General features: G+C 59.5%; 11 protein-coding genes, 1 other RNA gene and 1 pseudogene. 6 read left to right on the top strand and 7 right to left on the bottom strand.

Annotation, left to right across the window (positions count from 1 at the left end):
- Positions 1-6 precede the first annotated feature (6 nt).
- Positions 7-225, top strand: coding sequence for a hypothetical protein (locus HL45_RS15080; protein ID WP_233274792.1), 219 nt, complete (start codon positions 7-9; stop codon positions 223-225).
- On the opposite strand, the gene HL45_RS15075 is transcribed toward HL45_RS15080, so the two are convergent.
- The 4 genes and pseudogenes from HL45_RS15075 to HL45_RS15060 all read right to left on the bottom strand — a co-directional run bounded on the left by HL45_RS15075 (position 226) and on the right by HL45_RS15060 (position 3,121).
- Positions 226-849 carry a dienelactone hydrolase family protein gene (locus HL45_RS15075; RefSeq protein WP_049971869.1) on the bottom strand — a complete coding sequence of 208 codons (624 nt, stop codon included), beginning with the start codon at positions 847-849 and terminating at the stop codon, positions 226-228. It abuts the gene before it with no gap.
- A gap of 170 nt (positions 850-1,019) precedes the next feature.
- Positions 1,020-1,091 (bottom strand): annotated as a pseudogene (locus HL45_RS21945) (UTP--glucose-1-phosphate uridylyltransferase); the annotation flags it as partial.
- A gap of 37 nt (positions 1,092-1,128) precedes the next feature.
- The gene (locus HL45_RS15065; protein WP_049971867.1) at positions 1,129-2,406 is read right to left on the bottom strand and encodes a dihydroorotase; all 1,278 of its coding nucleotides are present in this window, start codon (positions 2,404-2,406) and stop codon (positions 1,129-1,131) included.
- 25 nt (positions 2,407-2,431) lie between these two features.
- Positions 2,432-3,121: a lipoate--protein ligase family protein gene (locus tag HL45_RS15060; protein ID WP_049971866.1), complete on the bottom strand. Its 690-nt coding sequence runs from the start codon at positions 3,119-3,121 to the stop codon at positions 2,432-2,434.
- 54 nt (positions 3,122-3,175) lie between these two features.
- Between HL45_RS15060 and HL45_RS15055 the strand changes: the two genes are divergently transcribed.
- Positions 3,176-4,075, top strand: a complete 900-nt coding sequence (locus HL45_RS15055) for a hypothetical protein (protein WP_049971865.1) — start codon at positions 3,176-3,178, stop codon at positions 4,073-4,075.
- A gap of 36 nt (positions 4,076-4,111) precedes the next feature.
- Here HL45_RS15055 and HL45_RS15050 read toward each other — a convergent pair whose 3' ends face one another.
- Together HL45_RS15050 and HL45_RS15045 are read right to left on the bottom strand one after the other, a co-directional pair.
- A complete protein-coding gene (locus HL45_RS15050) occupies positions 4,112-4,585 on the bottom strand; it encodes a DUF4385 domain-containing protein (RefSeq protein WP_049971864.1) in 474 nt (157 codons plus the stop codon).
- Positions 4,586-4,683: 98 nt separating this feature from the next.
- Positions 4,684-5,256, bottom strand: coding sequence for a cysteine hydrolase family protein (locus tag HL45_RS15045; RefSeq protein WP_049971863.1), 573 nt, complete (start codon positions 5,254-5,256; stop codon positions 4,684-4,686).
- A gap of 112 nt (positions 5,257-5,368) precedes the next feature.
- On the opposite strand from HL45_RS15045, the gene HL45_RS15040 reads away from it, so the two are divergent.
- Entirely contained in the window at positions 5,369-6,868 is a 1,500-nt protein-coding gene (locus HL45_RS15040) for an Hvo_1808 family surface protein (protein ID WP_049971862.1), read from the top strand.
- Positions 6,869-6,958: 90 nt separating this feature from the next.
- Positions 6,959-8,104, top strand: a complete 1,146-nt coding sequence (locus HL45_RS15035) for a nicotinate phosphoribosyltransferase (protein WP_049972071.1) — start codon at positions 6,959-6,961, stop codon at positions 8,102-8,104.
- A gap of 44 nt (positions 8,105-8,148) precedes the next feature.
- Here HL45_RS15035 and HL45_RS15030 read toward each other — a convergent pair whose 3' ends face one another.
- The gene (locus tag HL45_RS15030; protein ID WP_049971861.1) at positions 8,149-8,751 is read right to left on the bottom strand and encodes a TIGR00296 family protein; all 603 of its coding nucleotides are present in this window, start codon (positions 8,749-8,751) and stop codon (positions 8,149-8,151) included.
- Between the two features lie 116 nt (positions 8,752-8,867).
- Between HL45_RS15030 and rnpB the strand changes: the two genes are divergently transcribed.
- An RNA gene (gene rnpB / locus HL45_RS15320) (RNase P RNA component) lies at positions 8,868-9,251 on the top strand.
- Between the two features lie 371 nt (positions 9,252-9,622).
- Positions 9,623-12,118: a heavy metal translocating P-type ATPase gene (locus tag HL45_RS15025; protein ID WP_084156959.1), complete on the top strand. Its 2,496-nt coding sequence runs from the start codon at positions 9,623-9,625 to the stop codon at positions 12,116-12,118.
- The last annotated feature ends 38 nt before the right edge of the window (positions 12,119-12,156 follow it).

The following is a 12,156-nucleotide window of genomic DNA, read 5'->3' as shown; positions in this document are numbered from 1 at the left end:
AGTTGTATGGTCGTTCTCGAATCGACACTTGTGGGGCTTCTGATCCTCGGGATTGGGGTTGCTGTAGCGACAAGACCACAGAAAACATTTGAAATCAGACATAGTGTTGCCGTCGCCTCTTCGGGCGAACTCACCGAGTTCGGCATCGCTCGATACCAAGCCTACGGACTGCTTTGTACCCTTCTCGGCTTGCTGCTGGTAATCGTCCCGCTTTTCCTCCCGTAGCTACAGATTCGACGCAAACCACTCGCCTGTCACGTTCGCAACCGTCTCCAGCGTCCCCGGTTCGGAGAACAGGTGGCCCGCACCCGCCACGATTTCGAGTTCCTTCTCGCAGGACAACTGCGCGTATGCCTCCCGGTTCAGTTCGAGTACCTGCGTGTCCTCCGCGCCGACGACGAACAGCGTCGGCGCGGACATCGCGTCTAACACTGCTGTTGCGAGGTCAACCCGCCCGCCGCGCGAAACGACTGCGCCGACGGGGTGGCGCGCCGCCGCACGAAGCGCGGCGGCGGCTCCCGTACTCGACCGGAAATAGCCCAGTTGGTACTCTGTTGTCTCCGCACGGTTTTCGACCCACTCCGTCGCCGCGACGAGTCGGTCGGTCAGCAGTTCGATGTCGAACCGATTCTCGTAGACGGTGTCTTCTTCTTCGGTGAGCAAGTCGAACAGCAACGTTCCCAGACCGAACTCCCGCAGTCGCTCGGCCACGAAGTTGTTACGCGGACTCTTCCGACTGCTTCCACTGCCGTGCGCAAAAATCACGATTCCCGTTGCTTCCTGCGGAACTTCGAGATTCCCTTCCAGTCGAACGCCATCGACCGAAATCGCCACTTCCCCCGATTCCATGACACGTTGACGTTCGGCCTCGCAGTGCCTAATCGTGACGGCTGTCACGTACTGTTTTTCAGTCTCCGTTCCGCTAGTCCCCGTTCTTCGGGCATGTTAACGTTCACCGACCATCCGTCCGCCGTCATCGCTAGCATCGTCTTTTCGTCCACGAGTCGCTGAATCGACTCCGCCTTCGGTTTCTCGTCGGTCAGCGGTCGGAGGCACATTCCTTTTCCGGCGGCGAGGACGACGGCTTGCATACACTTCCTACTCTATCGAACTTTTAAATAATTCGGGCTATCCTCGAACGTTCTCCCCGACTGCTTCTCCGAACTCGCCGTCCTCGAACACCACGTTTCCGCGAACCATCGTCAGTTCGGGGAAGACACCCGTCCAGCCTTCGAACGGCGTCCAGCCGCATTTCGAGTGGAGGTCGTCGCCACGAATTTCACGGGTTTCGTCGGGGTCAACCAGCACGAGGTCGGCCATTCTGCCCTCCTCGATGCGACCTTTTCGCGGCATACCGAATACCTTCGACGGATTCCGGGCGGTCAGGTCTGCTACTCGGTCATAACTTAGATTTCCTTTCCGGGCCTCTTCAAGCAGGAGTGGAAGCATCGTTTCGACGCCGGGCACGCCGCTCGGTGCGTCCCAGATGCTTGCGTCCTTCTCCTCGCGGGTGTGCGGTGCGTGGTCTGTCGCAATCATATCGACCGTTCCGTCCGCAACGCGCGCGAACACTTCTTCCCGCCGTTTTTCGCTCCTGAGCGGCGGATTCATCCGCCCGAAGGTTCCGAGTTCGTCTGCGTTGTTGCGCGAGAGGAACAGATGATGCGGCGTCACCTCGCACGTCGCGCCGATTTCCTGTGCGGCGTCGATGCCCTCGGGCGTGCTGGTGTGTGCAATGTGTAATCGCGCGCCGAGTTCGTCCCCGATTTCACAGGCGCGCTCCACGGCGGCGGCCTCGGCCTCTGCAGTGCGGTAGGCACTCCACGCATCCGAATCGTCGCCGTCCCGCGATTTTGCGTCCTCATCGAACAAATCCGCATCCTCGGCGTGAACCGTCACGACGAGATAGTCGTCGGTGGCGCGTTCGGCCGCTTTGCGGAATAAGTCTTCCTCTATTCCCATCTTCCCCGTCGAATCCGCGAGAAACACCTCGCCGAGCGCGAGCACCGGGCGGTCAAACAGTGATTCCGGGTTCCACTCGGGCGTAACGCCGCCGTTGATTCCGTAGTCGATGTACGAAGCTTTCGCCAATTCCGCCTTCTCGTCGAACGACTCACCGTCTATCGTCGGCGGGTTGGTGTTCGGTTGGTCTACGACGGTCGTGACGCCGCCCGCCGCCGCACTCTTGCTTCCGGTTTCCCACGTCTCTTTGTGCGAAAACCCGGGCTGGCGGAAATGAACGTGGGCGTCGATTGCGCCCGGAAGAAGGAGTTTCCCTGTGGCGTCGATGGCCTCGCCCGATTCCGTGAGCGACGACCCGATTGCGGAAATCCGTCCTGCGTCGGTGTCGATGCGAACGTCTCGCTTGCTCCCGTCGGCGAGCGTTGCGTTCCGAATGGTAAGCATACCCGCGAGTGGTTTGGGAACCGTCCTAAATCTCTCGGTCGCCGACGTGTTCGACCGTCACTTCCGCATCGCCGACCAGCAGGGCTTCGATGGTTTCGATGACAAATTCGGGGTCTGCATCTCCGTCTGCTTTGGCGATACTGCCGACCGAACCCGGGTCGAAGGGCACGTCGAGCGCCGCATAAATCGGGTCGAGGACGCTTGCGATTTCGTCGTGGCCGTCCACGACGACGACGCCCGAAACCAGTGCTGATCCCGTTCTGACTCGCTGTGCGACTCCGGCGAGCTTTCCGTTCCACTGGAGCGAATAGTCTCCCGGACAGAACGACCGCGGCGGTTCGCCGCGTTGGGCTGGAACGCCGAGTCGCCAGAAGGCCCGCTGAACTGCCTCGGTCGTTTCGGCGTACCGCTCTTCCATCCCTCGTCGCATATCCGCGAGTGGAACCGTGTGGGCGAAGGCAACTGTCGTTCCGGTGTAGGCGACTGCTCGTCCGCCGACGCTTCGCTCGATGGGTTCGAGCCCGCAGGTTTCGGCAACCGATTTCGCCACATCGAATCCATCGGCGCGGGCGTCCCGCCGACCGAACGCGATTTGTCGGTGGGGTGTCCACACCCGAACCGCGGCCTCACCGCTGTCTGCCGTCTCTGTGAGCATCGTGGCGGTGACCGTCCGGTCTTCGTCTCGCGTTTCGGCCCGCCCACGAAGCACGCGCATAGCATTCCATTGTAACCCGACGTATGTAAACGCACTCGGTCTAGAGTGGGTTGCATGGTCGGACTTCCGCCGGAGGTTCTGTCGCGCTATCCGCGCTTTTCGCTCTACAACTCCCCTTACACCGCCCACGACGAGGGCTGTGCTATCGACCTGTATCCCGGTAGCGATGGTTTCCGAGGGTCGGACAGTCGAGTGGGGAGCGAAGCGACCCGCGAGACGAGCGCGCCCAGTCCTGTCGCTGGCGAAGTGGTCGAAACGCGGACGGTGACCGCTCCGCGGAAACACTACGCCGTGGCGCAGGACTATCTCATCGTGGTCGATACCGGCGACTATCTAGCTCGGATGCTCCACGTAAAGCCCGGCGTCGAACCCGGCAACTGGATCGAAATCGGTGACTCGCTGGGCGAGATGGTTCGCTCGGGATTCTTCGCGCCGTGGGTCGCAAACCACATCCACCTCGGCTTTCGTCCGCAAGATTCGAACCCGGTTCGTGCCTCTGGGTCGCTTCCGATGGAGTGCCCGGTCGAAATCGAACCGCTTGCATGGGACGGGTCAGGTCGCGTGGTCGCCACTGGCGACACCTTCGTCGTCCTCGATTCACCGACGCATCCTGCGCCGGGCGAACGATTCGTCGGAATCGCTGGTATTACAGGCGATGAAACTACCGTACTCGACGGCGGACTCCCACATTACGAGGGCGGCGGCGCGCTGGGAAACCGAAGTGGGTGTTCCGATTCGGCCACCGATAGTTCTGATTCGGTCTCGCTTTTGAATTCGTCCGTCGGCAGCGCCGACGGACGAACCGTGACGTGGAACGACGTGGAAATTCGCGTGAACGGAACGCCGATTACCGGCCTCTCGCTGTTCGTCGCGCGCGAGCAGTTCGGCGCGAAACTCGTCTGCCCGGGCCACGACTTTTCGGCCGGGGACTCGATTTCCGTGAGTATCCACTGAGTCCGTCGGGCATCTACTCGTTCGAAGGTTGGCTAACTACTGCGTGCGATTTCGATGGTTTTCTTTCAACGTCTGGTATCTTTCATCGTGGCGAATCTCGTCCCATCTTCGTTTAAAAATTTTCGCCGCTTCGCGCTTTTCGGGGTCGGCCCAGCGTTCCGGTTCTCGTTCTTCGCCATCGTCGTCGTACTTCTTCCCGCCGGGATATTTCGCGTAGCGCATTGCTCTCGTAAACCCCATCTGGCAGTATTTTCGCGCCATATCCATCCCGATGAAGTCGTCGTTCTCGCGGTACGTTTCGTACTGTTCGAACAGTTTCTTCGCCGACTCTTCTGCTGATTCGGGGTCGGCATACGACCAGTGCGGAAGCAGTTCGGATTTGTACGGTTCGACTTTGAACACGCCTTTTTCGCTTCCGTCGAGTTCGTAGTTCTCGACGTACTTTTCGGGGTGTCCTCGATAGTTCACGTCGTCTTCCGGGCCGTCCGAATTGTGGTCGTGTGCTGGCACTGGTTTGGAGTTCGAGTTCCGTGCTGTTGGTTCGTTTGGCTACTTGGCGGGCAGGTCACGGCCTGCCCACCAAACCGCCGATTTCGGGTTCGAATCCCTTACGAAAACTCAACGTCGTCTAACTCCACGCCTTCCCCGAACAACCACGCCGAGTGTTCCACTGCGTACTCCTTGTGACCTTCTTCGATGTATCCCACGGCGTCCTCCACGATGACCGGCTTGAAATCCCGCAATCCCGCGCTTCCGGCGGTGTGGAGGACACAGACGTTTGCCAGCGTTCCGCAGATGAGCAGGTCTTTGATGCCGTGAGTATCGAGATAGCCTTCGAGATCGGTCTGGTAGAAGGCGTCGTAGGTGTGTTTCGTGACGACGTGGTCGTCCTCGCGCACGTCGAGTTCGTCCACGATTTCGGTTTCCCACGTCCCTTCGACGACGTGTTCTCCCCAGCGGTCGAACTCGTCGTAGTAGTGCGCGTCCTCGAACTGCTCCGGCGGGTGAACGTCGCGGGTGAACACCGCGGACGCACCTGACTCGCGCGCGCGTGCGAGAAGTTCTTGAATTCGGTCGAAAACGCCCTCACTCCCCGGCGCGTAAAGGCTTCCGTCCGGGTGACAGAAGCCGTTTTGCATGTCAACGACGACGACGGCGGTCGAATCTGGGTCGAAGTTCATGTCGCATCCTACGTCAGGTTCCCACCAAACCGTTTCGAAGGTAACACATCTGTTGTGTCACGTCACATTCACGACCTTTTTTACACAGTAGTCCTACCTGTCCCCTACAGGAATGCGAACGATTACCGTTGTCGCGGTCGCTCTCATGCTCGTCTTAGCTGGGTGTTCATCGACTCCCACCGAGGACACGACCACGGACGACCCCGACGTGACGAACACGACGCAAGCCCCCGATGACACTCCATCGGGCGAGAAACAAGCAGTTCACCCACCCGACCCCGAATCCGACGTGCTAGGATGGGAGGAAGGCTACTGGTTCAACGAGACGGTCAATGTGACCCGTAACGACGGACTGAACGATTCGGAACTCGACGCCGTCGTCAGTCGCTCGATGGCCCGCGTCGAGAAGATTCGAGGACTGGAGTTCGATAAGAAAGTTCCGGTAAAAGTTATCGCGCGCGACGAGTTCCGGAGCGAGCAGGGAAAACAGACGTCGCCACCGAAGCGCACGCTGTTCGACAACGTCAAATTCGAGGCGCTGATGATGATTGACGAATCGACCGACTCCATTGCGGTGCAGACCCAAAACTCCGGAACGTCGGTCGGCGGCTACTACAGCCCCGGAGAGGAGTCCATCGTCATCATCTCGAACAACCAGAGCTCGCCCAAGATGAACGAGATTACGCTGTCACAGGAGTTGTTCCACGCGCTCCAAGACCAGAAGTTCGGCTTCGACTCGTTCGACCAATCCACCCGTGAGCGACACAACGCCATCGACGGCGTCGTCGAGGGCGACGGCAACTATCTCGACTATCTCTACGAACAGCGGTGTAACAACGCGTGGCAGGGAACGTGCCTGATGCCCGACGAGAGCGAAAGCAGTGGCGGGGGCCAACTCGCCAACATCGGCCCGTATCTGCTCAAATTCCAACCGTACAGCGACGGCCCGCCGTTCGTAAAACAAATCCACGAAGAACAGGGCTGGGAGGATGTCAACGCACTCTACGAAAATCCACCCGCCAGCACCGAGCAGGTAATCCACCCCGAAAAGTATCCCGACGACGAGCCAGCACAGATTACCGTGCAGGACAGAACCAGCAACGGTTGGGAGCGTCTGAAACCCGAGGGCCGTCCGAACTTCGGTGAAGTCGGCGAAGCGGGCATCTTCTCGATGTTCATGTACCCCGCCTACGAGAGTCAGCGCGCGCCGGTTATTCCCGCCAACGGGTTCATCAACAGGGATAGCGAGGGTAATCCACAGGATTTCGACCCGCTGAACTACCAAAGTACGCCGACCGAAGGCTGGGACGGCGACAAAATCGTCGCCTACACGAACGACAACACGCCGAGAAACGAGACGGGATACGTCTTTAAAACCAAATGGGACTCGAACAAGGACGCTACGGAGTTCGTGGACGGCTACAAACGACTGCTCAACTATCGCAACGCAAAGCAGGTGGATGGCCGACAGAACACGTGGACGGTACCGGACAGCACCGGTTTCGGTGACGCCTTCTACGTCCAGCAGAACGGCGACACCGTCGTTATCGTGAACGCGCCGACGGTCAACGACCTTTCGGACGTTCGACGCAATTCCGCGCCGCAGGCATAGCTCTAACTTTTTCCGATTCTCTGCCCGACAAACCCGGTGGTTTTTCGCTGTCGCGGGGAATACCCCCGGTATGAGCAACAGGTGGTTCGCGTGAGCGACCGATTCGACGTGGTTTCGGAGGATGCGATTCGTGACGGAACCGCGACGGACGCCTACTTTTTGCGTACCGAAACGACTCTCGAAGCCGCGGGGAAGAATCCGCACGTCGTCGCCGAGGTGACTGCCGACCAGTTCCCGACGGGCGAGTTCGAACTGCTTGCCGGACTGAAAGACGCGGCCAATCTCCTCGCCGGATTGCCAATCGACGTGGACGCGATGGAAGAGGGCCGACTGTTCGACGGCGGGCCGGTGTGTACCATCGAAGGCAACTATCTCGATTTCGCGCGACACGAAACTTCGCTTCTCGGCTTTCTGTCTCACGCCTCGGGAATGGCGACGAACGCACTCGAAGCGCGCGTCGCTGCGCCGGACTCCCAAATCGTGAGTTTCGGCGCGCGACACGTCCATCCGTCGATTGCCGCAGTAGTAGAACGCTCGGCTCTCGTCGCGGGATTGGACGGCTTTTCACACGTCGCGGCGGGTGAAATCCTCGGCAAGGAACCGAGCGGCACCATGCCCCATGCGCTTCTCATCTGTTTCGGCAGTGGCAAACAGGAAGAAGCGTGGCGCGCATTCGATGCGGCAGTCGGCGACGACGTTCCCCGTGTCGCACTCTGTGACACTTTTTCCGACGAAAAAGACGAGGTGCTTCGCGCGGCGAACGCACTCGGCGACTCCTTGGATAGCGTCAGAATCGACACCACGGGGTCGCGCCGGGGAGACTTCCGACACATACTACGCGAACTGCACTGGGAACTGGATTCCCACGGCTTCGAGGACGTGGACATCTTCGCCAGCGGGGGCCTCGGCCCCAAAGAACTCCGCGAACTCCGCGATGTGGCGGCGGGATTCGGCGTCGGCAGTCACATCACCAGTGCGGAACCGGTCGATTTTGCGCTCGACATCGTGGAAATCAACGATAAACCGGTGGCAAAACGCGGGAAACTCTCGGGTAAAAAACAGGTGTATCGAACCGCAGACGGTGGCCATCACGTTTCCCTCGCGCGTCACGAACCTGATGCTGACGGCGAACCGCTACTGCAACCGCTCATTCGTGACGGTAAAATCGTTCGAGAGTTCGATATTGACACTGCCGCTCGTCGCGCCCGCGACGACGCTTCGCTGGTGGATTTCTGAATTTGGTCGATTTCTACGTTCTATCTTCGCTCGATTGGTCGATTTTAAATCCGTTCGATACTTCCTTCGGGTTTCCGCTCGCGGAACACTGGCCCTTCGATGAGGGTGACGAACACGTCGTCTTCTTCCCACGCGCCGTGGGGAAGTCCTGCTTTTCGACACGCTCGGTCGAGATACTCGAATTCGCTCCAGTTGTGTTCGGTGGGGAGCGTCGGGTACATCCACGCGTGCTTGCCGTGGCCTTCGACCGCGACACCGTGGCGACCCAACGTCATGTCTCGCGTTGGGTTGTCGGTCAACATCGTGTTTTCGACGATGAACACGGAGATGTTGAGATTCGACAACTCGGCGGGTTCGATTTCCGACCCGCAGGAGTCGCCGCTTGCCGCCGCGATGGCGGAATCGACGATTTGGTGTCCTAACTGTTCGCTCGTGTCGTAGGCACCAGCGCACCCACGGAGACTGCCGCGCCCACGGGTGGACTCCAGCCGGACGAAGACGCCCGTCCGGGCGTAGAATGCTTCTCGCATACTCCCCGGTTGCTCTCGTTGCCCATTGATAACATACGAATTTACTGCCTCCCGTGCGAGTTCTACCGCGCGCGTGCCATCCTCGTAAGAGAGGGCTACTGCCTGTGCCTCAGACATACAAGTTGCTTATGCACAGAAGCATCTTCAACGCTTCCCTTCAATCTGGCTGGCTTTAAGCCCCCATGACTACGAAGACCGAACGGCTTAAACGCGAGTATGAACTAGTTTTCCCCGGCAGAGGGAGCTCGGTTCCCGCGGACGACGGTTCCGATAGTACGTCGGAACCCACGTGAGGAAAGTCCCCCCACCGTCCGAGCAGGCAACCGGACGCAAGTCCGGAGTGGGAAACCACTGGCTCTGGAACAGAAACGAGACCACTTCGTGTGACCGATGCAGTGTGCGAACCGACCCGAGAGGGGAGGGAGTTAACCCACTAAGGGCGCGTGACTTCGTCACGCCACGTCGTACTGACTCAGTCAGTGCGCGGACCACGAAGAATGGATGGAACGGCGAATCCTTGCCGGTGCAAGTCCGTGCCATCATGGTAGCTCGGACACACGGTGCGGACGCTTAGCCGAATGCCGAGCCGAACAGAAGGGGGCTTACTCCCCTCAGCCGATTTTCAGATGCCGAACGCCAGTGCCAGTAATGCAACCCCTGCGAGCACTTCGACAGCGACCATCGCTAGGGCGGCGCTTGCTTTGATGTGCGTCATACTACCCAGTTACACGGTACACTGCGACCCCAATAAGTGAGAACGATGGTTATGCACCGTTTCCGTTTTCAACGGTCTATTAACAGATTGAACGGTTTTGAACGGTGTTTTTCACACCAAATGTGCCGATGAAACGTTTGTGCAACGCAGAGAAACGAAGTTATACGAGCGTCTTATTGTTAACTATGGGTGTATTATTTAATAATAATTCCATAAACTGCCCCGGTTTTGTGGCAGTGCAATTAATAACTCTTCAGCGACTACGGTTCGATAATGAGTAACAACGAGGCTGAGACGCTTCGTCTCTCGATTCCTAGCATGGACTGCCCGTCTTGCGCCGGGAAAGTGACGAAAAGCGTCGAATCGCTTGACGCGGTCGAGGAAACCGACGCGCAAGTGACCTCGGGCCGGTTAGTCGTCACGTTCGACGCTAACCGAACCGATGCAGATGCTATCCGAACCGCCGTCGAGAGCGCGGGCTACGATGTGGATGACACGCGAAGCGAGACGCTTTCAGTTCCCAGTATGGACTGTCCGTCCTGTGCCGGAAAAGTCGAAAACGCACTTTCGGATGTTCCGGGCGTCATGGAGTACGACACACAGCCCACGTCGGGCCGAGTCGTTATCACCACCTCCTCGGACGCATCCCACGACGACCTCGTGACGGCAGTTGAGAGTGCAGGCTACGAGGTGGAAGAGGTAACAACCGACGACAGTTCCAACGGTTCGGCGGTCGAATCCCCGCACACGGTGTGGAAGAGCACTCGCGCGCTAAAAACGTGGGCTGGCGGGATTTTTCTCGTCTTCGGACTGATATTTGAGTTCTTCTTCCCTGCTTCGAATCCCGAACTGTTTGCCGCAGTCGGTCGGACGTTCACCGCCGCGGACATCGGTTTCCTCGTGGCCACCGCAATCGGCGGGCAGGAAATCGTTCGAAACGGCTACTATTCCGCGAAAAACGCCAGTCTCGACATCGACCTGTTGATGTCCGTCGGCATCCTCGGCGCGCTGGCCGTCAATCTCTACTTCGAAGCCGCGACGCTCGCGGTGCTGTTCAGCGTCGCCGAACTCCTCGAACGATTTTCGATGGACAGAGCGCGAAACTCCCTGCGCGAACTGATGGACTTGTCGCCCGACATGGCGACTGTTCGCCGGGAAGGTGGCGAAAAAACGGTGCCAGTCGAAGACGTTCACGTCGGCGACACCGTGGTCGTCCGTCCCGGCGAGAAAATCCCGGTGGACGGCGACGTACGCGAGGGAACGAGTTCGGTCAATCAGGCACCAATCACGGGCGAAAGCGTCCCAGTCGAGAAGGAAGTCGGCGACGAGGTGTTCGCCGGGACGGTAAACGAAGAGGGCTACCTCGAAGTCGAATCGACCGCGGAAGCGGACGATTCGACCATCTCGAACATCGTGGAGATGGTCGAGGACGCACAGGGCAACCAAACCGAACACGAGCAGTTCGTCGATCGATTTGCGCGCTACTACACCCCCGTCGTGGTCGTCGCGGCGGTTCTCACCGCCGCGGTGCCGCCGCTCTTCCTCGATGGATCATTTCAGGACTGGTTCACCCGCGGACTGACGCTTCTGGTCGTCGCGTGTCCCTGTGCATTCGTCATCAGCACGCCCGTCAGCGTGGTGTCCGGACTCACCAGTTCGGCGCGAAACGGGGTTCTCATCAAAGGTGGCGACCACCTCGAAGCGATGGGCGAACTCGATTCGGTCGCCTTCGACAAAACGGGTACGCTGACAAAGGGCGAACTGACCGTCACGGACGTTCTCTCGCTCAACGGCAACAGCGCGGACGACGTGCTTCGGTGCGCCCACAGCATCGAACACCGGAGCGAACACCCAATTGCCGAGGCAATTATCGGCCACGCACACGACCGAGGCGTCGGCGAGCGCGAAGTTTCTGATTTCGAGAGTTTAACTGGGAAGGGCGTCCGAGCCGATTTGGACGGCGTAACTCACTACGCCGGAAAACCTGCACTGTTCGCCGAATTGGGCTTCGACCTCGAACACACGCATCTGACAACTGATGGGGGTAGCGCGGTCGTTCAACAGGGCGAGATGGTCGAATCGGTCGAACCGGAAAGCATCTGCGACGGCCGCGAGGACTGTCTCGACCTGCTCACGGAGGTCGTCCCGCGATTTGAGCAGGAGGGAAAAACCATCGTTTTCGTCGGAACCGAGGATGAACTGGAGGGCGTCATCGCCATCGCGGACGAAGTGCGCCCCGGCGCAAAAAAGACCGTCCAACGCCTCCACGACCTCGGTATCTCAAACATCGTGATGCTCACGGGAGACAACGAAGGCACCGCCCGCGCAATCGCGGAACAGGTCGGCGTGGACGAGTTCCGGGCCGAACTCATGCCGGAGGAGAAAGTATCCGCTGTCGAAGAACTCACCGAGGGCGGTGTCGCTATGGTCGGTGACGGCATCAACGACGCGCCCGCGATGGCCGCCGCGACGGTCGGGGTCGCAATGGGCGCGGCCGGAACCGACACCGCCATCGAAACCGCCGACGTGGCCCTGATGAGCGACGATCTGTCGAAACTCCCGTACCTCCGCAGACTCGCCCGGAAAGCGAACGGCGTCATTCGGCAGAACATCTGGGCCAGCCTTGCGGTGAAAGCCGTCCTCGCGGTGGGCGCACCGCTCAACTTGGTGCAGGTCGTTCACGCCATCATCATCGGGGATATGGGAATGACCTTCGGCGTGACGAGCAACGCGATGCGACTGGCGGGCGTCAAACCGGACGACGACTAGAACTCCAAGAGCCGATTTTCCACAACGACTGATAGCCT

This window comes from Haladaptatus cibarius D43 (assembly GCF_000710615.1).
In the GTDB taxonomy this organism is placed as follows: Archaea; Halobacteriota; Halobacteria; order Halobacteriales; family Haladaptataceae; genus Haladaptatus; species Haladaptatus cibarius.
The sequence above is the reverse complement of the archived record's forward strand: the minus strand, read 5'-3'. Positions and strand labels throughout refer to the sequence as shown.